The organism is Chloroflexota bacterium (genome assembly GCA_026708035.1).
In the GTDB taxonomy this organism is placed as follows: Bacteria; Chloroflexota; UBA11872; order UBA11872; family UBA11872; genus JAJECS01.
On the sequence record JAPOVQ010000023.1, the window covers coordinates 1 to 19699 of the forward strand.

The 19699-nt window shown below is 69.4% G+C and carries 20 protein-coding genes; 7 read left to right on the forward strand and 13 right to left on the reverse strand.

Going from position 1 to position 19699, the window contains the following annotated elements; all coding sequences use genetic code 11:
- A partial coding sequence (locus tag OXG33_09700) for a hypothetical protein (GenBank protein MCY4114193.1) occupies positions 1 to 1563 on the forward strand: 1563 nt, incomplete at its 5' end.
- A 40-nt stretch (positions 1564 to 1603) separates the two neighbouring features.
- Here the strand turns inward: OXG33_09700 and OXG33_09705 are convergent.
- From OXG33_09705 to OXG33_09735, 7 genes are all read right to left on the reverse strand, one after another.
- Positions 1604 to 3304, reverse strand: coding sequence for a ribonuclease J (locus tag OXG33_09705; GenBank protein MCY4114194.1), 1701 nt, complete (start codon positions 3302 to 3304; stop codon positions 1604 to 1606).
- A gap of 79 nt (positions 3305 to 3383) precedes the next feature.
- A complete protein-coding gene (locus OXG33_09710) occupies positions 3384 to 4007 on the reverse strand; it encodes a uracil-DNA glycosylase (protein ID MCY4114195.1) in 624 nt (207 codons plus the stop codon).
- Entirely contained in the window at positions 4008 to 4925 is a 918-nt protein-coding gene (gene dapA / locus OXG33_09715) for a 4-hydroxy-tetrahydrodipicolinate synthase (protein ID MCY4114196.1), read from the reverse strand. It abuts the gene before it with no gap.
- Between the two features lie 702 nt (positions 4926 to 5627).
- Entirely contained in the window at positions 5628 to 5960 is a 333-nt protein-coding gene (locus OXG33_09720) for a redoxin domain-containing protein (protein MCY4114197.1), read from the reverse strand.
- Between the two features lie 18 nt (positions 5961 to 5978).
- Positions 5979 to 6128, reverse strand: a complete 150-nt coding sequence (locus OXG33_09725) for a hypothetical protein (GenBank protein ID MCY4114198.1) — start codon at positions 6126 to 6128, stop codon at positions 5979 to 5981.
- Between the two features lie 9 nt (positions 6129 to 6137).
- Positions 6138 to 6956, reverse strand: a complete 819-nt coding sequence (locus tag OXG33_09730) for an ABC transporter permease subunit (protein MCY4114199.1) — start codon at positions 6954 to 6956, stop codon at positions 6138 to 6140.
- Positions 6953 to 7846, reverse strand: coding sequence for an ABC transporter ATP-binding protein (locus OXG33_09735; GenBank protein MCY4114200.1), 894 nt, complete (start codon positions 7844 to 7846; stop codon positions 6953 to 6955). Before OXG33_09735 ends, OXG33_09730 begins: the two co-directional genes overlap by 4 nt.
- A 152-nt stretch (positions 7847 to 7998) precedes the next feature.
- Here OXG33_09735 and OXG33_09740 point away from each other — a divergent pair, with 152 nt between their 5' ends.
- The 3 genes from OXG33_09740 to OXG33_09750 all read left to right on the forward strand — a co-directional run bounded on the left by OXG33_09740 (position 7999) and on the right by OXG33_09750 (position 11746).
- Positions 7999 to 8631 (forward strand): LON peptidase substrate-binding domain-containing protein, encoded by a 633-nt coding sequence (locus OXG33_09740; GenBank protein ID MCY4114201.1) that lies wholly within the window; start codon positions 7999 to 8001, stop codon positions 8629 to 8631.
- 396 nt (positions 8632 to 9027) lie between these two features.
- On the forward strand, positions 9028 to 9342 hold the full coding sequence (locus OXG33_09745) for a DUF4389 domain-containing protein (protein ID MCY4114202.1): 315 nt from the start codon (positions 9028 to 9030) through the stop codon (positions 9340 to 9342).
- Between the two features lie 76 nt (positions 9343 to 9418).
- Positions 9419 to 11746: a Smr/MutS family protein gene (locus tag OXG33_09750; GenBank protein MCY4114203.1), complete on the forward strand. Its 2328-nt coding sequence runs from the start codon at positions 9419 to 9421 to the stop codon at positions 11744 to 11746.
- A gap of 120 nt (positions 11747 to 11866) precedes the next feature.
- Here the strand turns inward: OXG33_09750 and OXG33_09755 are convergent, their stop codons facing one another.
- The 4 genes from OXG33_09755 to OXG33_09770 all read right to left on the reverse strand — a co-directional run bounded on the left by OXG33_09755 (position 11867) and on the right by OXG33_09770 (position 13950).
- The gene (locus OXG33_09755; protein ID MCY4114204.1) at positions 11867 to 12040 is read right to left on the reverse strand and encodes a hypothetical protein; all 174 of its coding nucleotides are present in this window, start codon (positions 12038 to 12040) and stop codon (positions 11867 to 11869) included.
- Positions 12041 to 12054: 14 nt separating this feature from the next.
- Entirely contained in the window at positions 12055 to 12372 is a 318-nt protein-coding gene (rsfS, locus tag OXG33_09760) for a ribosome silencing factor (protein ID MCY4114205.1), read from the reverse strand.
- 62 nt (positions 12373 to 12434) lie between these two features.
- Positions 12435 to 13055 carry a nicotinate-nucleotide adenylyltransferase gene (gene nadD / locus OXG33_09765; protein MCY4114206.1) on the reverse strand — a complete coding sequence of 207 codons (621 nt, stop codon included), beginning with the start codon at positions 13053 to 13055 and terminating at the stop codon, positions 12435 to 12437.
- A 7-nt stretch (positions 13056 to 13062) separates the two neighbouring features.
- Positions 13063 to 13950: a hypothetical protein gene (locus OXG33_09770; protein ID MCY4114207.1), complete on the reverse strand. Its 888-nt coding sequence runs from the start codon at positions 13948 to 13950 to the stop codon at positions 13063 to 13065.
- 476 nt (positions 13951 to 14426) lie between these two features.
- Between OXG33_09770 and OXG33_09775 the strand changes: the two genes are divergently transcribed.
- Together OXG33_09775 and amt are read left to right on the forward strand one after the other, a co-directional pair.
- A complete protein-coding gene (locus tag OXG33_09775; protein MCY4114208.1) occupies positions 14427 to 15233 on the forward strand; it encodes an SDR family oxidoreductase in 807 nt (268 codons plus the stop codon).
- Between the two features lie 263 nt (positions 15234 to 15496).
- On the forward strand, positions 15497 to 16948 hold the full coding sequence (amt, locus tag OXG33_09780; GenBank protein ID MCY4114209.1) for an ammonium transporter: 1452 nt from the start codon (positions 15497 to 15499) through the stop codon (positions 16946 to 16948).
- Positions 16949 to 17290: 342 nt separating this feature from the next.
- On the opposite strand, the gene OXG33_09785 is transcribed toward amt, so the two are convergent.
- Positions 17291 to 18646, reverse strand: coding sequence for an FAD-binding protein (locus tag OXG33_09785; GenBank protein MCY4114210.1), 1356 nt, complete (start codon positions 18644 to 18646; stop codon positions 17291 to 17293).
- A 284-nt stretch (positions 18647 to 18930) separates the two neighbouring features.
- Here OXG33_09785 and OXG33_09790 point away from each other — a divergent pair, with 284 nt between their 5' ends.
- Positions 18931 to 19392, forward strand: a complete 462-nt coding sequence (locus OXG33_09790; protein MCY4114211.1) for an ImmA/IrrE family metallo-endopeptidase — start codon at positions 18931 to 18933, stop codon at positions 19390 to 19392.
- Here OXG33_09790 and OXG33_09795 read toward each other — a convergent pair.
- Positions 19376 to 19579 carry a hypothetical protein gene (locus OXG33_09795; protein MCY4114212.1) on the reverse strand — a complete coding sequence of 68 codons (204 nt, stop codon included), beginning with the start codon at positions 19577 to 19579 and terminating at the stop codon, positions 19376 to 19378. The genes OXG33_09790 and OXG33_09795 overlap by 17 nt on opposite strands.
- Positions 19580 to 19699 lie beyond the last annotated feature (120 nt).

Below are 19699 nucleotides of genomic sequence, written 5' to 3' on the forward strand. Positions count from 1 at the left end.
ATCGGCGTCACTGCGGCGCAGGTGGAGTCGTCGGCCTACTACGACGCCAACTTCCGGCTCATCCGCGATCTGGGCGTCGATGGCGTGTTCTGGGAATGGGCCGATCGTGAAGACCTGACGCCGGAGCCCGTGGCGCTCGACTCGCTGCGGCGCCATGACTTGAAGATCGGGCTCTTCTACGACTGGGAGCTGCTGCACGTCGGCGGCCAGCCGGTGCTGAGCGACCGTGCCTACATCGCGGCCGACGAGGCCAGCCTCCGCAAGATCTCGGACGAAGTCATCGCCTTCTACCAGAGGATTCCCGAGGATCTGTGGCTGTACGACGCGCACGGACGATTGCCGGTGATCGTCTACGCCTTCGGCTTTCCCGAAGCGCTCGATGACGTCGACGCGTGGACCTGGTTCTTCACCGAGTTGGCGGGCAGGGTCGAGACCGCGCTAGAGGTCGACGTGATCTTCGACTGGTCGGTGACCTACTTGCCGCCGTCCCAAGTCCAGGAGCTGGCGTTCGAGCGCTGGCCGGACGACTACGCGCCGTTCAACTTCGTGGTGGACGTGCCCCAGTCGCAATTCGGGCATCACGTGGTGACCTGGAACTACATCTTCGACAACCTCGGTGTCGCCTTGAACCACGGGCTCCCGCGCGTGGTCCGCGACGATATCCGCTACCTGCAGGAGACCGCCTGGCTGGCCGCGCACACCAGCCCGAGCCTGGTGTTCATCTACAGCTGGAACGAGTTCTGGGAGGGCTCGCACCTCTTCCCCGACGATACCTACGAGTGGCGGCGCTACGAGCTGGCGCAGGCCCAACTGGCGGAGTTGGCGGAGACGCGTGCCGACGATCTGCCGCGCGCGGTCATCATCGGGGACCCGGCCGACGCGTATCCGCTCGGCACGAACGACCTGTTCGAGAGCCAGCGCCTGCTGCTGCGGCATTTCCTGCGCCGCTACGTGCCCCAGGCCCACTTCATCACCCCTGACCGAGCTACGGCCGACACGCTGGCCGGCTATGACCTGGTGGTGAGCCTGACCACCGACCGGGACATCGACCCGCTGCTGGACGAGATGTCCGAATCGGTCCAGATCGTCTATTTGAACGCCACGGACCTGACAACCGACTTTGCGCGACGTTTCGTGCAGACGGCGGCGGCGATGCAGCCATACGGACGGTTCGAGATTCTGGACCGCGCCGGCCAGCCGATCAGCGACTCGGTCTTGGCCAAGGGCGACGTCTGGCGCGTCACGCCGGCGGCCGGCGCCGGCGTGGCCCTGACCTTCGACGAGGACGGCCAGCCCTACCCGCTGGTCGTACGGGCCGGCAACGATCACTGGATTAACGTCTACAACCCCACCGACGCCGCCCTGGCCGCGGTCTTCGAGACGGTGTATGGCCGTCCGCTCGAGCCCGCCATTACTTTCGGCCTCGGCGGACGCACGCAGCGACTTGAGATCTATCCCGACGGTCGGGTCTTTCAGAACACCTTCAGCGCCCCGGCGGTGTTTCTGCATGAACCGCTGGCCATCCCGGAATTCGAACCGGTTCCGCCGGCGGGGATTCCGTAGAAACCCCTCAGGACCGGCTGCGCGGGGGCGGTTGCCGGCGCTAGACCTCCGTCACGATCGGCAGGATCACCGGCCGCCGCCGCGTCTTCTGGAACAGGTGCCGGCCGAGCGAGCCGCGTATCTTGCTTTGCAGGTAGTCCACCTCGGGGTCCGGGTGGTCGCCCCGGTCGATCGTCTGCCGCACGTGCTCCCGCGCCCGCTCCAGCAAGTCTTCGGATTCGGGGGCGTAGACGAACCCGCGCGAGATGATCTCCGGCGTGCCCACGGACTTGCCGGTGTGGTGGTCCACCGCCGCCACGACCACGACCACGCCGTCCTCGGCCAGGTGCCGCCGGTCGCGCAGCACGGTCTCGCCCACGTCGCCCACGCCCAGGCCGTCCACGAACACCATGCCGGCTTCCACGTAGCCGGTAATCGCGGCGCGCTCGCGCGTCACCTCGATCACGGCCCCGTTCTCCGCCATCACGATGTCGTCCCCCGCCACCCCCACCGACTCCGCCAGCCGCCGGTGCTCCACCAGGTGCCGAAACTCCCCATGCACCGGCATGAAGAACCGTGGCCGCAGCGTCGTGAGCACCAGCTTGAGCTCCTCCTGGCTGGCGTGGCCGGAGACGTGCACCGGGCGCAGTTGCTCGTAGTAGACGGTGGCGCCGAGATGCGCCAGCCGGTCGATGGTGTGGTTGACCTTGGCCTCGTTGCCGGGAATAGCAGCCGCCGAAACGATGATCGTGTCGTCGGGGGCGATGTCGATGTTCCGGTGGTCCCGGTTCGCCATGCGCACCAGCGCCGAGCGCGGCTCGCCCTGCGAGCCGGTGCAGACGATGGCGATGTCCTCGGCCCGGAAGTTGTCCAGTTCGTCCGCGGCCACGATCAGCCCCTCGGGCACTCGCACGTATCCCAGGTCGGAAGCCACCCGGTGCACGCGCTCCATTGACCGCCCGACCAGTGCCACCTTGCGTCCGTAGGCGACGGCCGCGTCGAACACCTGCTGCGCGCGCGAGACGAGCGACGAGAACGTCGCCACGATGATGCGCCCCGGGGCTTCCGCGAAGATCTGGTCGAAGGTCTCCGCCACCACCTGCTCGGACGGCGTGTAGCCGGGACGATCCGCGTAGGTGCTGTCGGCCATCAGCAGCAGCACGCCGTCGCGCCCGAGCCGGCCCAGGGTCTGAACGTCCGGCGGGCGTCCGTCCACCGGCGTGTAGTCCAGCTTGAAGTCGCCCGTGTGCACGATCGTGCCGATCGGCGTGTGCACGGCGATGCCCGTGGCGTCGGGAATGCTGTGACACATGTGAAAGAACTCGCAGCGGAACGGCCCGATCTCGACGACGTCGCCGGCCTCGATCGCGTGGAACTCCTGGCCGTCGACCAGCCGGGCCTCGTCCAGCTTCACCTGCACCAGGCCCAGGGTGAGCGCGGTGCCGTAGAGCGGCAGCGGAAAGTCCCGCAGCGCGAAGGGCAGCGCCCCGATGTGGTCCTCGTGGCCGTGGGTCAGCAGGACGGCGCGCAGCTTGTGCCGAATCTGGCGCAGATAGGCGAAGTCGGGAAGGATCAGGTCCACGCCCAGGTGCTCGGCGTCCGGGAACGTCAGCCCGCAGTCGATGATGACGGCGTCGTCGCCGAACTCGATGACGGTGCAGTTTTTCCCGATCTCTCCCACGCCGCCGATGGGCACGACGCGGACGGTGTCGGGCTTCAGTTCCTGCGGCAACGCGCCAGCTACGTCCGCGGCGCCCGGCAAAGGGCGCCCCTTCCGTCATTCCGGCCAAAGCCGGAATCCAGGCCGGAACCACCCAGCAGCGCTCTAGCGCGCCCCCGCCTCATCCGAACATCGACAGCTGCTGGCTCTCCGGCTCCGCGGGCTCGGCGGCGGGCGCCGGGCCCTCCAGCAGTTTCGGGATTAGCGCAAAGTCGCTGCGCAGCACGTCGCGAAGGCGCATTTGCCGCAGCGCCGCCGCCGGGTGATAGACGGGAAGGAACGTGCGCCCCTCGCGGCGGCGGGGCACCCCGCGCGCCCGCGAGATCTGCGCGTCGGAGAAGTGCGCCTGTAGCGCGTGCCGGCCCAGCAGCACGATCACCTTGGGGTCGATCAGCTCGATTTGCCGGTCCAGGTATGGCCGGCAGGCCTCCGCCTCATCCGGCGCCGGGTCGCGGTTCTCGGGGGGGCGGCACTTGAGCACGTTGGCGATGAAGACCTCGCGCCGCCGCAGGCCGATGCCCTCGATCAGCTCGTCCAGCAATTGCCCGGCGGCGCCCACGAAGGGCCGCCCCTGCTGATCCTCGTGATAGCCGGGACCCTCGCCGATGAACATCACCGCCGCGTCGGCCGCGCCTTCGCCGGGAACGGCGTGCGTGCGACCCCGCGCCAAACGGCAGCGCGTGCAGCCCTTGACGGCGTCGGCGAGCACAGCCAGATCGCTGAAGGTGGGGAGGGCCTCCGCCACCTAGACGGCCACAGGCGTTCGCGTGAGGTAAGCGTCCAGCGCGTAGGCGTCCATCACCGTTCGCAGGGCGGCCTTCATGTCGTCGGGCAGGTCGACCAGGGGAAGTCGCGGAACGCCCACGTCGAATCCACCCAAGCCCAGCGCGGCCTTCACGGACACCGGATTCGGCCAGCCGGCCGGAAACAGGATTTGCGAGATGGGCAACAGGTGCAGGTGCCGGGCGCGCGCGCCGTCGAGATCGCCCGCGACGAACGCGTCGATCATCGCCCGGATTTCGCCGCTCACCACGTGGCTCGCCACGCTCACTACGCCCACGCCGCCCAGCGCCATGATGAGGTACGTGTCCGCGTCGTTGCCGCTGTATATGGCGAAGTCGTCCGGCGTCGAGCGCGCAATGTGGCCAATCTGCTCGAAGTCCGCGCTGGCTTCCTTGATGCCGATGATGTTGTCGATGGCGCTCAGCTGCGCCACCGTCGCCGCCTCGAGGTTGCACGAGGTGCGGCCCGGGACGTTGTAGAGGATGTTGGGCAGCGGCGTGGACGCCGCGATGGCCTCGAAGTGGCGGAAGAGCCCCGCCTGCGGCGGCTTGTTGTAGTAGGGCGTCACCTGGAGCAGGCCGTCGACGCCCACGTCTGCCGCCGCGCGCGACAGGTGGATGCTCTCGCTGGTGTTGTAGCCGCCCGTGCCGGCGATCACGCGCGCGCGCCCGTCGGCGGCGCTCAGGGCTTCTCGGTAGAGCGACATGCGCTCGGGCTCGGTCAGCACCGGCGACTCGCCGGTGGTGCCGGTGACCACGACGGCATCGTTGCCGGCGTCGATCAGGCCGTCGACCATGCGACCGAAGGTGTCGTAGTCGACCGACCCGTCGTCGTGAAACGGCGTGACGACCGCGGTGATGAGCCGACCAAAGGTCAGCATGGCATTCCCCCCTGCGAGGCTGGTTCGCGCCTCAGGCGCGGTGCGGTCACCCCGCACGCGACCCCCGCCCGGAATTGTACCCGCGACGCGGCAGCGTCCCATGGCAGCACCTTTGCCAGGTGTTGCACTTCGTTTGTGCATTTAGGGAATCCAGTTCGGTCAGGTAGATCGCGTGCCGGATTGGAGTAGCAGCGGGTCTCAGACCCGCCCGCATTCTGGCGGTCTCCAAACGACTCCGAAAGCGGGAACCCAGGCCAAGGCGGCGTACGTCAGATCTGGGGACGCCGCGCGGCCGATTGCGAGATCGTGGCGGCACGGCTCGATCCGCCGTCAGCGGTGCGAGTTCCCGTCCCCTCGCCTTTCGCGGCAATAGCGGACGGGAGCGCGGGAATGGCGCCAGATCGTCCTTGGTCGCTAGGGGTGAATTGCCGCAAGCCACCAAGCACTCACCGCCGAGCGCCCCCGGAGTAGGCCGGCATGCCCTACAACCATCCTTGGCATGCCCGCTGTTCGGTATTTGTATGGTATTATCGCGGGCCGTGTGAGGGGGTCCCGCGCGCGGTGGCTGTGTCGTCGCTCCGGCAGGCTGGGCGTAATCCCCTGCCATCGCCGCCTGCTGGAGCAACGCGAACCGCCGGCATCGCTGCATCCGCCGCGTCCGCGGGGCCTCTTCCGCGCGGTCTGGGCGTCGCGAGTCCCGGCCTAGCCGTCCGCCTCGTGGCGCTCAATCAGCGCCCAGAGATCCTTGCTGTCCGGCCACTCGAGCGAGTGCCGCCCCACGAACACCTCGCGCACGATGCCCGCGGGATCGATGAGGACCACCGAGGGCCGCGCCATGTTCCACGACTCGAAGTTGACGCGGACGTAGACGCCGTAGTCGCGGACCATCCGCCGCTTGGGGTCGACCAGCACCGGGAACGGAAGGGCTTCACGCTTGGCGAAGGCGTCTACAACCTTGAGGCCCTGCGCAAAAACGAAGGCGACGGCCACTCCCCGCCTCGTCCACTCGTCCAGCTCGACCTCGAGCCGCGCCATATAGCCGTGGCAGCTCAGTCACCAGACATGCCGCAGAAAGACCAAGTAGAGCCAACCGTCGGCAAAGTCCTGCAGCTCGGTGCGCTCGCCGGTTCCAGCGACGTGGACATCGAAGTCCGGCGCGTGCTCGCCGACGGCGAGCGTCGTCGAGCCTTGGGATCGCGGCATGTCGGCGTCCTACGTCACGATGTCCCGGCGTCGAAATAGTACGACCGCCAGGCCGGTGCCGACGACGGCCACTCCCGCCAGCACCACCGCTTCCAGCCACCCGAACTCCCCGGTCGCGAACTGCTCCAGCGGCCGCCAGTAGCGAAACAGCGACAGATGGCCCAACCACTCCAGCGGTTCGACCACCTCGGCAACCAGAAAGAGCACATACATCACCACGACGATGAGCGCGCTGACGCCGTAGGTGCGGCCCGGCTCCAGCAGGACCGTGGCCACGACCGCGGCAATCGCCGCGGCAGCCAAGCCGAAGAGCAGCAGCTGCACGTGCACCAGGACGATGTCGCTGGCGGGAATCGGCGTGTCGCCGGCCCAGGCGGCCACGCCGAGCAGCAGGCCGACCAGCGCGCCGGCCACGATGATCACCGCGCCCAGCGCCACCGCCGCCAACCGCGTGAGCAAAAATCGCTCGCGCGTGATCGGTTGCGCCAGCAAGACATCGAGGGTGTGGCGGCCGTAGGCCCGGGCAATGGTGCCGCCGCCGACCCACATGCCGAAGTAGGCGGCGAGAATGGGCAGCCAGGTGGTGAGCTGCGAGCCGAGGTATTGGAGAAACGCGCTTTGCTCGATGGCGGGACTGTCGAAGCCCCGACCCAGGAAGGCGGCGCGCGCCGCATCGGGCATGGTTTCGAGGAACGCGTCGAGATCCAGGTCGCGCGACGATGGCCAGAGCGCCATGACCAACAGCGCGAGAATGAACAGACCCACGGTGAACCAGAAAATCGCCAGGCGCCGATGCCGCAGGGTGTGCAGCAACAGATGCAGCGTCACGTCGCGGCCTGCTGGTCGTAGTAGCGTAGAAACGCGTCTTCCAGGCTGGGCTCGTCGATGGTCAGATCGGTGACCTCGAAGCGCGCCAGCGTCTTGATCACCCGGTCCACGGACCCGGTGACTTCGAAGCTGATCGCAGCGTCCGCGCGTGTCACCACCGTGGCGCCCTCGAGATCGTCATCGGTGGGCGTCGGCCCCGCGAATCGGGCGTGGAACCGTCGCACCCGGGTTTCAGTCAGCACGTCGACACGCTCCACGGCCACGAGCCGCCCCTCGCGCAACAGGCCCACGCGGTCACACAGATGCTCGGCTTCCGAGAGGATGTGGGTGGAGAGGAAGATGGTGCGCCCTTCGTCGCGGTACTCGGCCAGGATGCGTCCAAACTCCTGCTGCACCAGCGGATCGAGGCCGCGCGTGGGCTCATCGAGGAGATAGAGCGGCACATCGGCCTGCAACGCGCGCACGATGGCGACCTTTTGCCGGTTGCCGGTCGAGAGCGCCTTGATGCGGCGCGAGGTATCGAGGTCCAGCCGCTCGATGAGCTCGTCGGTGCGATGCACCGGCACCCCACCCATGCGCGCGAAGGCTCGCAGATAGGCCGCCACCCGCGTGGACTCATAGAGCGCGTCGGCGCTGGGCTGATAGCTCACGGAGCGCCGGGCCGCGGGCCCCTCCGCATGCACGTCGGCGCCGAAGATGCGCGCCGAGCCGCTGGTGGGCCGCATCAGGCCCAGCAGCAACCGCGCCGTGGTGGTCTTGCCGGCGCCGTTGGGACCCAGGAAGCCGAAGATTTCTCCCCGTTCCACCGTCAGCGACAGATCGGTCAACGCCTGCACGCTGCCGTAGGACTTCGAAAGCGACTCGGTGACGATAGGCGGCGCGTCGGTCATGGGCGGCGAGTCCCCGATCAGGCCGGTGGCGGCGTGTTCGAAGGCGACTCTACACGGCGTCGCCGCGTCGTGCAGTCTCGATGCGGTCCGAGTTCGCGGAAGGCCGAGGCGCCGCGCCAGGAGTTGCGGGGGTCCAGCCATTAGACTCGAACATGCAGCTGGACCTGTTTCCCCTCCACACGGTGCTGTTTCCGCGGATGCGGTTGCCGCTGCACATCTTCGAGCCGCGGTACCGCGTGATGATTCGCGCCTGCATCGACGAGGAGCGTCCGTTCGGCGTGGCGCTGATCCGCTCCGGGGAGGAAGTTGGCGAGCCGGCGGAGCCTCATGCGGTGGGGACCACGGCGCGCATCACCAGTCATGAAACGCTGCCCGACGGCCGGATGAACATCGAGGCGGTGGGCGAGGAGCGCTTTCGCATCGATGCGCTGGAGCAGCGGGAGCCGCACCTGACGGCGTCGGTGACCTTGGACGCGATGCCGGTGACGGATCCGCGCGAGATGGCGGCCCTGGCGGCGAGCGTGCGCGAGGACTACCGCAAGGCGCTGCGGCTGACGCTTGAGCTGCAGGGCGCGTTCGGCACCCACGAAGAGCTGCCGCGCGATCCGGAGCGCTTCGCCTATTTCACCGCGTCCGCCCTGCCGGCCACGGTCAGCACCCGCCAGAACTTGCTGGAATCACCGAGCGTCGAGGAGCTGCTGGCCCGCGAGGCCAAGCTGATGCGCCGGCTGCTGCGCGACCTCGATGAGCTCCTGGACGCGCGGCAGAACTCGCGCCTGAACTAGACCGCGGGGTGATCGGGCGGGATCGCCGCGACCGGCCGCCATGCGCCATGCCGCATCGCCCTCACGCCAACACTCCCCCTGCGCAGGTGTGCAGACCGGGGACATGGTTTACACATCGGAGCCGCTCGCGGCGCCCCCTCCGTCATTTCCCGCGGAGCCTGTCCCCGCGAAGGCGGGGAGCGGGAATCCACCCTTCATTGAACCTAGGGGCGGACAGGATGCGCCCGGTCATCCCCAAGCCCGGCTGGATTCCGCCAAGGTCGCTGGAAGGAAGAGAGAACCGGGCCCGACCGCGCCCAGGAGACCCCCCTCGTCACGTGTGCCTTGGCGCCCGCCCTCTACACTGGCCGCATCGTGCCTTGTGAGCGGGCACCGCAATGCAGCGAGGGCTGACGCATGGACAGTTCATCCCCCTATCCGGTCAACGTCACCGCCGAATATCCGGAGCGCAGCTCGCGATTGCTCGCCTTCTGCGGACTGACCTTCCTGATCAAGGGGCTATTGCTCCTGCCGCACATCATCGTGCTGTACTTCCTATCGATCGTGGCGGTATTGGCCCAGCTGGTGGGTTACGCCGCCATCATCATCACCGGCTGGTACCCCAGAGGGCTGTTCGACTTCCAGGTCGGCGTGCTGCGCTGGAATCTGCGCGTCAGCGCGTGGTTCCTCTCGATCGTCGACGAGTACCCGCCATTCCGGCTGCAGGATTAGAGCAGGCGCTACCCTGACCTAGGCCCGCCCGCCTCACCGGCGGCCCCGGTTTCTCGCGGGGACGCCGCCTGTATCCATGCGTGCGTCCGATCTGTCCGCCGACCGTCTTGAGCTGCCGGAGATCCTGGCGCAGGCCAGCGCCTACGCCGGCTTCGATCCGGGTCGCGCGCATGTCCGCGCGCTGCGGCCGACCACCGACCATGCCGAGGCGCGCGCCCGGCTGACGGCCACCGCCCAGGCGCGCTGGCTGCTGGGCGAGGCGCCGGGATTCAGCGTCGGCGGCGCGCAGGACGTTCGCGCCGCGGCCGACGCCGCCGCCCGAGGATCGCGCCTGAGCCCCACGGACTTGCAGGCCGTGGCCGCGCAGCTTCGCGCCGTGCGCCTCACCCGCCGCACCGTCGAGACCCACCGCGCGGACACGCCGGCGCTGTGGCGCGTCGTCGTGCCGCTGGCCGACCACCCGGAGCTTGGCTCGCGCATCGACGCCACGTTCGACGAGCAGGGCCGGGTCGCCGACACCGCCTCCCCCGAGCTGCAATCGCTGCGCCGCCGGCTGCGTCAGGCCACGGCCGCGGTGCACGCGATCATGCAGCAGCAGCTCCGGTCGCCCGCCGCGCGCGGCGTGCTGCAAGAGGCCCTCGTCACCGAGCGCGCCGGGCGCCAGGTGGTGCCGGTCAAGCAGGAGCACCAGGGCACCTTCCCCGGCATCGTGCACGACACCTCCGCCAGCGGGGCCACGGTCTACATGGAACCGCTGGCGGCGGTGCCGGCCAACAACCGCGTGCGAGAGCTGGAGGCGGCCGAGCGACACGAGATCGACCGGATTCTGCGCGCGCTGAGCGCAGCGGTCGGCACGCTGCGGGACGACATCGTGGCGGGGGTCGACGGCCTGGGCGTGCTCGACGGCCTGCTGGCGCTGGCCCGCTACGCGGATGCGCACGAGGCCGTGGAGCCAAGCATCGCCCCGGACGCGGGGTTCCAGCTGAAGGAAGCAAGGCATCCCTTGCTGGAGGGCGACGTCGTACCCATCGACATCGAGATTCCAGCCGGCGGATCGCAGGCGATCGTGATCACCGGCCCGAACACCGGCGGCAAGACCGTGGCGCTGAAGACGGTGGGGTTGCTGCACCTGATGGCGGCTTGCGGCCTGCACGTCCCCGCCGCCGGCGCGCGGCTCGCGGTGTACGACCCCGTGCTGGCGGACATCGGCGACGAGCAGAGTATCGAGCAAAGCCTGAGCACCTTTGCCTCGCACATGCGCAACCTGGTGGCGATGGTGCGGGCGGCGGGACCGCGCGCGCTGGTGCTGACCGACGAGCTTGGCGCGGGCACCGATCCCACCGAGGGCGCGGCGCTGGGCCAGGCCATCCTCGAACGGCTGCTCGACGCCGGCGCCGTGGCCGTGGTGACGACGCATCACCCGGAGCTGAAGCTCTTCGCGCACCGGCACCCACGGGCGCGCAACGCCAGCGTGGAATTCGATTCCGCCACTTTGCGCCCCACGTACCGCCTGCTGATGGATGTCCCCGGTCGCAGCAATGCCTTCGACATCGCCACGGGCTTGGGACTCGATGCCGAGATCGTCGAGGCCGCTCGGGCCAAGCTCTCGGCGGAGTTTCGCGATGTCGAAGGGTTGATTGGCGCGCTCCAGCACGAACGACGGGAACTGTCGGAAGCTCGGGCAAACGTGGCCGACGAAGCGGAACGGGTCACCGCGGCGCAGCACGACCTCGACGAGCGGTTGGCGGGCGTCGACGCCGAGCGCGAGCGCGTGGTGGGCGATGCCCGGCGCGAGGCCCGCGCGCTGCTGCGGCAAACCCGCGCCGCGCTGCGGCAAGCCGAGCAGGCGGCGCGACAGGCGCCCGGCGCCTCGACCGACGTCGCGCGCAGGCGCATGCGAAATCTCGAAGCGAAGCTCGATGCGACGAGTCCGCCCGCCGAGCTCCCGCGCGCAGCGCCGCTACTCGAGATTCGGGAAGGGGACCGGGTGCGGGTGGAGGGCTACAGCCGCGAGGCGGTCGTGGTGGCCGTGGACGACGCCGAAGCCGTGATCGGCGCCGGCAACGTGCGCGCGCGCGTGCCTCGGGCGCACGTGCAGGAGGTGCTCGCGCCACAGCCCCAACCCCGGCCGCGGGCGCGCCGACGCGGGACGGCGGTCCCAGCCGAGGTCCACGTTCGGGGCGAGCGCGTGGTCGATGCCTTGGAGCAAGTGGACTTGGCGTTGGACGCCGCCGTGCTCGAAGGAGCGTCGGCCCTGCGGGTGGTCCATGGCGTCGGCACCGGGACGTTGCGCCGAGCAATCCGCAGCCACGTGGGCGAGCATCCGAGCGTGGTCGACCTATCGGACGCGGCGCCAACCGCGGGCGGCGCCGGCGTCACCGTCGTCGCGCTGGCCGGCGGCTAACGACCGGCGCGATCTCGCTGAGCAAGCCCTCCTCCGTTCGCCCTGAGCGCAGTCGAAGGGCGTGGTTCGACAGAGCCTGTCCTGAGCCTGCCGAAGGGCTCACCACGAACGGAAGCGGCGCTACTGCTGCAGGATCTCGAACTCGACCTTGGGCTCGCGGCGCAGCAGCCAGCGTGCCAGCGCCCGGCGCACGGATTGATGGCGCGCGGCGAACGCCAGGACCGACGCGGTCACGCCCAGGGCGCCGCCCACGACCAGCCCCATGCCGAGTCCGGTGCCGAATCCTCGCGACATGCGCCCTCCCGCGCCTACTGCAAGCGAGCCACGACGGGGGCGTCGCTCCAGAGCTCATCCAGCCGATAGTACGCCCGCGCCTCGGGCGCAAATACGTGAACCACGACGCCCCCAAAGTCGGCCAACAGCCACCCGTCCGTCACTTCGCCCTCGAATTGCGGATGCGATGCGGATGGGGGAACGGGTTCGCGGTCCAGGGCGTCGCGGATGGCGCGCATCTGGACGGTGCTGCCGGCGGTGCACACGACGAAGTAGTCGGCAATGATCGTGAGGCCGCGCAGGTCCAAGAGGGCAACATCCGTGGCGCCCCTTTCCGCCAACACCTCGACCACACGGCGCGCCCGCTCGAGTGGGATCAGCGTGCGCTGTGCTCAGGCATCATGAGGTGCCGCGATTATATCCGACCCTCCGCGGCGTCCCGATGCCCGTAGAGACCGTGGCGTCCGATGTAGTCAGCCACCGCGCGGGGCACCAGTCCATCGAGCGAATCCCCAGCCGCAATGCGTCGCCGCACGTCGGACGCCGCGACCTCGCTGGCCGCGTCGGGGAGGATGCGAACCCGCGTCGCGGCCGCGGGATGGTCGCGGACCAGGTCGTCGGGCAGCGCCGCGTCAAATCCGGGCCGTGCCACCGCGATCACCTCGCTGAGCGCGAAGATGCCATCCGTGTCGCGCCAGGCCGCCATGGCCTCCAGGGCGTCCGTCCCGACGATGAGCGTGAACACCGAGTCGGGATGGGCCTTGGTGAGCGTTCGCAGCGTGTCGATGGTGTACGAAGGGGCCGGGCGCGTGAGCTCAAGGTCCTTGACTTCCAGCCACGGGCGATCCCGCACCGCCAGGCGGCACATGGCCAGGCGGTGGTCGGCGGCCGCGTGCGGCGTCCCGCGAAACGGCGACCGGGCGGCGGGGATGAGCCAGACGCGGTCGAGGGCACAGGTGTCCTTGACCAGCCGCGCCACGGCCAGATGCCCACAATGCACCGGGTCGAAGGTGCCGCCGAGGAGTCCAATGCGCATGCGCCGGCTACCGCACGACCAGCTGGCGCGGTCTGCCGCTGCCCGCCGTGGCGAGCGCGGCGCGCACGAGAGCCGCGCTGCGCAGCGCGCCGGAGAGGTTGGGCGCCTCCGCGGGCGCTTGGCCGGTGCGAACCGTCTGCACCAGGTCGCGCACCGCGTCCCCAATGCCGTCGGCCGGACGCCAATTCACCGTCCCCACGTGCGAATTCCCCACCGCCCGGAATGCGTGAGCCGTGTCCGCTGCGTCGATCTCGGCGTCGTTGAAGCCGGCGAGCGTGGCCGTGGTGAAGCCCTCCGTCAGCGTCACCGTTCGCCGGCCGTCGGTGAGCTGCACCAGAGCGGCGAGCCCGTCGCCAGGCTCATCCAGACGGCTGACCGCAAACGCCGCGCTGCCGTGAGCGCCGAACTCCAGCGTGCCGGCCACGGTCGATGGCGCGCCGGGATCGGTTGACGTTCCAGGCCCGGATTCGGCGTACACGCGACTCGGCGATCGGCCCATCAGGTGCGTCAGGATATCGAGCGTGTGAAAGGCCGCCACGGGCAGCGAGTCGCCGCCCAGCGTCGTGACGTGCGCATGCATGAACTTGGGCGCTGTGAGCAATCGGCGCGCCAGCCGCACGACGGGAGAGCTTCGCCAGGGCAACGCGGCCAGCGCCGGCGTCGGCAACGCGCGCAGCGCCGACCGCGACTGCGGGGTGGCGCCGAGCGACACGAGCGCGCCGGGATCGATGAGCATGGGGAGGCCAGCGGGGGCCGGCTCGGGCAGAGTCGCGGCGTCGGCCAGAATGAGGGCCTGGGTGCCCGGCACCGGTACGACGTCCGCCTCGGCAACGGTCGCCACGGCAGCGGCGTAGCGCCGCGCCACGGGGCCTTCGCCCACCACGGCGACGCGCACGGGGCGATCCATAGCTATCGAGTCTCCGAACCGTGGGCCAATGGGCTTTCCTTGCCGTGCGTCGGGTGGAATCTGCCGCGGGGATACCCCTCACCCTAACCCTCTCCCTTGGGAGAGGGGACCGGATTGGGGAGCGGGGACCGGACTGCCGCCGCGGCATTGGAATGCGTCGCTCCCATCGAAAGACTCTTGCGTAACCCTTCGTCATTCCCGCGAAGAGCCTGCCCCGTACTCGATACGGGGCGGGAATCCACCCTTCATTGAATCTCGGGGCGGACAGGACGCGCCCGGTCATCCCCAACCCCGCCTGGAATTTGCAAGGGTCTAATCAAGGAAGAGGGGAACGGGCCACCGCCGGTGCATCGGAATACGCCTGATGTCGAGCGGATTCACCAATTGTCGATTTACCGCCGTCCCGCGTCGCGTCAACCGCGCTACGATGCGGCGGGCAGCACAGCGAGACTCGCGGAGCGCACATGGCCACCGAAGCCCTGAGGCTGGAGGGTTGGGCTCTCATCCTGGGAGCGTCCAGCGGATTCGGTGCCGCCACGGCGCGACACCTGGCGAGCTGCGGCATGAATGTGGTGGGCGTGCATCTCGACCGCCGCAACACGCAGCACCTCGCCGACGCCGTGCGCGACGACATCGAGGCCGCCGGCGGCCAGGCCAGGTTCTTCAACGTGAACGCCGCGGACGCCGATGCGCGCGCGCGGGTGCTGGACGAGGTCGCGCCCGAGCTGTCGGCGCATCAGCCGCCGGTGCGCGTGGTGCTGCACTCGCTGGCCTTCGGCACGCTGCGGCCGTTCATCGGCGAGGACGGCGAGCCAGGCATGTCGTCGCGGCAGCTGGAAATGACGCTAGACGTGATGGCGAACTCGCTGGTGTATTGGACCCAGGACCTGGTGGCGCGGGACTTGCTGGGCGACGGCTCCCGCATTCTGGCGATGACCAGCGCCGGCTCCGACCGCATCTGGCCGGGATATGGAGCGGTTGGCGCGGCCAAGGCCGTGCTCGAGGCCCACGTGCGCCGGCTGGCCGTGGAGCTGGCGCCGCGGCAGGTGACGGTGAACGCGCTGCGCGCCGGCGTGACGGACACTCCCGCGCTGCGCAAGATTCCGGGTCACGAAGAGCTGGTGGCCAACGCCCAGCGGCAGAATCCCGGCGGGCGGCTCACCCGAACCGACGACATCGCACAGGCGATCGCGGCCATGGCGCTGCGTGAAACGAGCTGGATTTCGGGCAACGTCATCGGCGTCGACGGGGGCGAAAACCTCGCCGGCTAGCCCCAACCGGTCGGGCCCCGCACGTTGTCCGCCAAGTGGTTATGCTATGGCCCGAAATCGACGCCGGCCGCTGCCCGGCCGGTCGGGGGGCTTGACCATGTGACGACGCCGCGGGGCCGACGACGACTCCCCCGCGATCCTGTGGGAGCCCCCATGAGCAGCCGCGGCTGGTGCTCCCCCATTGTCGGCGCGGCAATGGCCTGTGACCCGAGCATCGGCGCGGGGTCGGAAGCGTCGTTTACTTTCACAGGAGCGTTTGCCCTATGACATTGTTCTGGTCGCGCGGCCAGCCCCGCTGGGTCGCGACCTTCCGAATTCTCGCCGCCGTCGCCATGGCGCTGGCGGCCTTTCTCATCGTTCGCGGCGTCGTTCTGGCCGCCGGCGATCCCGGCGGCGCGGACACCCTCGCGGCCGAGCCCGGCGCGGGCGTCGACTTCGTCTGGACGCTGACCTCCGGCGCGTTGGTGTTCTTTATGCAGGCCGGGTTTGCGCTGCTCGGCGCGGGCCTGATCCGCGCCAAGAACACCGTCAACTACCTGACGAAGAACATCCTGGACTTCGCCGCCGCCGGGCTGTCGTTCTGGGCCTTTGGGTACGCCTTCATGTTTGGCGGCTCGGGTCTGCCGGGAATGGAAGACGGCAACGCCTTCATCGGCTTTTCCGGGTTCTTCCTGGTGCGCGACGCATATGACGTGTCGACGACCAGCTTCTGGTTCTTCCAGATGGTCTTCGCCGCCACCACGGCCACGATCGTCGCCGGCGCGGTGGCCGAGCGCACCAAGGTGACGGCCTACCTGGCCTACGGCTTCCTCGTCACGGCGCTGATATACCCCATCTACGGTCACTGGATGTGGGGCGGCGGCTGGCTGGGCGGCGAGCAGCTCGAATCGTGGGTCGGCGCCGCCGCCGTGGACTTCGCCGGATCGGGCGTGGTGCACACCATCGGCGGAGTTCTGGCCCTGGCCGGCGCGGCCACCGTGGGCGCGCGGCTGGGCAAGTACGGACCCAACGGCGAAGTGCGGAGCATTCCCGGCCACAACATGGTCTACGTGGTGATCGGCATGTTCGTGCTGTTCTTCGGCTGGTTTGGCTTCAACGGCGGGAGCACGGTGGCGGGGAATGACCTGCGCATCGCGGTCATCATCACCAACACCTTCCTGGCCGGAGCCACCGGCGCGGTCACGGCCGCGTACCTGGGCCTGGTTCGCACGGGCCGCATCAGCGCGGCCAGCACCAGCAACGGCGCCCTGGCCGGGCTGGTGGGCATCACGGCGCCCTGCGCCTTCGTGGCGCCCTGGGCGGCGGTGATCATCGGCGCGATTGCGGCGGTGTTGATGCTGGTGAGCGTCCACGTCGTCGAGCACCGGCTCAAGATCGACGACCCGGTGGGCGCGTCGTCGGTGCACGGCACCGCCGGCGTGTGGGGCCTGCTGGCCGTCGGCATTTTCGCCGATGGCACCTACGGCGAGGTGAGCGGGTTTATTGCCGGCAACGGCTCGCAGTTCGTGGCGCAGCTCATCGCGGCCATCGTGGCCGTCGCGTGGGCGCTGACTACGGGACTGCTGCTGTTCAACGTCCTCAAGCGGACGGTCGGCCTGCGCGCCTCACGCGAGGAGGAGCTGAGCGGGTTGGATCTGCCGGAGCACGGCGAGTCGACGTATACGCACGACGACGCCGAGCCCGAGGCGGAACCGGCGCCAGAGCCAGCGACCTAGTCGCGGATCGTCAAACGACGGGAAAGGGGGCGGACCCTCCGGGGTCCGCCCCCTTGGCGTCAGGGGACTCTCGAACAGGTGAGGCAGCGGCGGTTCGCGAACCGCCACCCGTATCGAGTACGGGGCAGGCTCTAGTCGTGCGGGAAGAGGTTGAGCGACCGCTAGATTCCCGCTCCCCGCCTGCGGAGACCTTGGCGTAATCCCTTCGTCATTCCGGCGAAGGCCGGAATCCAGTCCGGCCGAATCTGGAGGCGCGTCGGATGCTTGGCGTCGGGCGGGTCTGAGACGCGCCCTTGCCGGATTTTGCGGAGTTTCCCTCTGCGGGAATGACGGAATCGACGGCTAGCCCGCCGGCCACATGGCGCCGGGATTGAGGCGCTGATCCGGATCGAAGGCCTGCTTGAGGGCGCGCATGGCGTCGAGCGTCGCCGGGGTCATGGCCTGCGAGACAAATCCCCGCTTGACCCGGCCAAGCCCATGCTCGCCTGACAACACGCCGCCGGCGGCCAGCCCCACGTCGGCGATGACGCCCAGCATGGCGGCCGCCGCCTCGCGCTCCGGCGGGTCATTGGGGTCGTACAGCATGTTGGGGTGGAGCGTGCCGTCGGCGGCGTGGCCAAAGATGGCAATGGGGACGCCGCGGCGCTCGGCTTCGCCGCGGATGCGCGCGTAGGTGTCCGGCAACGCGCGGCGGGGCACGCAGATGTCCTCGCCGATCTTGGCGGGTCGAATGCGGCTCAGCGAGGCCGTGAGTCCGCGCCGCGCCGCCCACCAGCGCTCGGCGACGGTGGCGCCGACAACCTCCACGCCCGCGCTCTGCCGGTCCACGACTTCGAGGAGCAGCAGCTCGTCCGCCCGCACCGCTTCGGGCTCGCCGTCCAGTTCTACCAGCAGCACGGCGCCCGCGTCTTCGGGCAGTCCCCGCGGTCGCGCCCGCTCGATAGCCTGAATCGTCTGCGCGTCGAGAAACTCCAGCTTGGCGGGCACGAGGCCGGCCTCGAGTAGCGACGGCACGACGGCGAGCGCGTCCGTCGGAGTGTCGAAGGCCGCCGCGCGCACCGTCCGTGCCGGCGGCGGCTCGATGAGCCGCACCTCGATCCGGGTGACGATGCCGAGCGTGCCTTCCGAGCCGACCAGCGCGTCGACCACCGGGCCATCGGCCGGGCGGGCGGCCTCGATCACCTCACCGCGGGCCGTGACGGCGCGCAGGCGCGTGACGAAGTCGCGGGTCACGCCGTATTTGAATGCGCTGGCGCCCCCGGCGTTGGTGGCCACGTTGCCGCCAAGCGTGGAACCTGCTTCGGAGGATGGGTCGGGTGGGTAGCACAGGCCGTGCGCCGCCGCGAAGTCGCGAAACGCGTGGGTGACGACTCCGGGCTGGACGACCGCCCGACGCGCATCCGCATCAAACTCCTCGATCGCCTGCATGCGATTGGTGTCGATGACCAGGGATTGCGGCGGCGGAACGGCGGAGGCCGCGAGGCTGGTGGCGCCGCCCCGCGCCAGGCAGGGAACGTCGGCGGCGACCGCCGCACGAACGAGCCGCCGGACCTCCGACTCGCTCTTCGGGAACGCCACGACGGCCGGTTGCCCGCGATAGCCCATCGTGGCGTCATAGGCATAGGTCCACAGGGCGTCCGGATCGTCGACGACGTTGGCGGCGCCGACGACGGCGCGGGCGCGGGCGGCGAGGGTCATCGGCCGACCCTGCAATGGGAGTCCTGACAGCAAGCAAGCAATCCCGTCGCCACTTCCCTGTCATTCCGAACGAACGTGAGGAATCTAGAGCCTCTGGCCTCGCGGCCGGGGTCGGGCATCTGAGATTCCTCGCTGCGCTCGCAATGACATCGGTAGGTCAGAAACGGCAAGGCTGGTACCTGCGGCGGCGCGCCCCACCACCCGGCCCGGTCGACGTTGTTGTTCGTATTTTGTATGGTATCGCGGTGCACACGCATGGGACTTCCCGCCGGCGGATCAGCCAGATGGCCGCACGGCTGCGCTTCATGCCCGGCGGATCGGGCTGGGCCCCAATCGTGGACGTGGCGGGGTACGCCGCCCAGCGCCGACTGGTGCGGCCGATCACGCTGTCGCTGCCTGCGGGAGTCGAGGCCGCGCTGATGCCGCGGCGGGCGCGGTTGCCGCTGCTGCTCCTGGGCGCGCACGCCCCGCCCGACTGGAAAAACGTCAGCGTGGCGCACGAACTCGGCCACCTGACCCTGCATCAGGGGCCGGCCGGCGTTCCTCATCCTCGGTCCACCAGCCGCCGAACGGAGTGGGAAGCCGACCAATTCGCCGTCGAGCTGCTGTTGCCGGACGTCCTCGTGGCGCGCTACGCGCTGAACGCGCACGGACGCATTGACGACGTGGCGGCTCGGCTGGTCGTGCCTCCGGCGGTCCTGCGGCGGCGTCTCCGTGAGCTGAGTGCGGCTAGGACGCCTTCTTGAGCAACGGCAGTCCGGTGCGCGGATTCTCCGAAACTTCGTAGCCCGCTGGCAGCTCGTCCAACACGCCGTCCTTCTCCGTTTGGGCGAAGAAATAGATCGTTTGCTGCCGCCCACCCCGCAAGGTCACGTCCCGCGAGTGCAGATAGTAGGTCTTGCCCGACTTCTGGCTGACTACGCTAAATGCCACCGGCTGTCCCCCTCGTCGCCGTTCGCACGGATTCTACAGACCGCGACGGAGCATACTCGGAAACGATCGCTACAGAAAGTCCAACCAGTGCCGCCAGCGAATGCGCCCCGCCCTTCAGGC

What these genes read in the sequence shown, in the direction of transcription:
- dapA (MCY4114196.1), bottom strand. Translation starts at nt 4,925, where the DNA reads ATGCTGACCTTTGGTCGGCTCATCACCGCGGTCGTCACGCCGTTTCAC.
- OXG33_09720 (MCY4114197.1), bottom strand. Translation starts at nt 5,960, where the DNA reads ATGGCGCGGCTCGAGGTCGAGCTGGACGAGTGGACGAGGCGGGGAGTG.
- OXG33_09725 (MCY4114198.1), bottom strand. Translation starts at nt 6,128, where the DNA reads ATGCCGCGATCCCAAGGCTCGACGACGCTCGCCGTCGGCGAGCACGCG.
- OXG33_09735 (MCY4114200.1), bottom strand. Translation starts at nt 7,846, where the DNA reads ATGACCGACGCGCCGCCTATCGTCACCGAGTCGCTTTCGAAGTCCTAC.
- OXG33_09740 (MCY4114201.1), top strand. Translation starts at nt 7,999, where the DNA reads ATGCAGCTGGACCTGTTTCCCCTCCACACGGTGCTGTTTCCGCGGATG.
- OXG33_09745 (MCY4114202.1), top strand. Translation starts at nt 9,028, where the DNA reads ATGGACAGTTCATCCCCCTATCCGGTCAACGTCACCGCCGAATATCCG.
- OXG33_09750 (MCY4114203.1), top strand. Translation starts at nt 9,419, where the DNA reads ATGCGTGCGTCCGATCTGTCCGCCGACCGTCTTGAGCTGCCGGAGATC.
- OXG33_09755 (MCY4114204.1), bottom strand. Translation starts at nt 12,040, where the DNA reads ATGTCGCGAGGATTCGGCACCGGACTCGGCATGGGGCTGGTCGTGGGC.
- nadD (MCY4114206.1), bottom strand. Translation starts at nt 13,055, where the DNA reads ATGCGCATTGGACTCCTCGGCGGCACCTTCGACCCGGTGCATTGTGGG.
- OXG33_09775 (MCY4114208.1), top strand. Translation starts at nt 14,427, where the DNA reads ATGGCCACCGAAGCCCTGAGGCTGGAGGGTTGGGCTCTCATCCTGGGA.
- amt (MCY4114209.1), top strand. Translation starts at nt 15,497, where the DNA reads ATGACATTGTTCTGGTCGCGCGGCCAGCCCCGCTGGGTCGCGACCTTC.
- OXG33_09785 (MCY4114210.1), bottom strand. Translation starts at nt 18,646, where the DNA reads ATGACCCTCGCCGCCCGCGCCCGCGCCGTCGTCGGCGCCGCCAACGTC.
- OXG33_09790 (MCY4114211.1), top strand. Translation starts at nt 18,931, where the DNA reads ATGGCCGCACGGCTGCGCTTCATGCCCGGCGGATCGGGCTGGGCCCCA.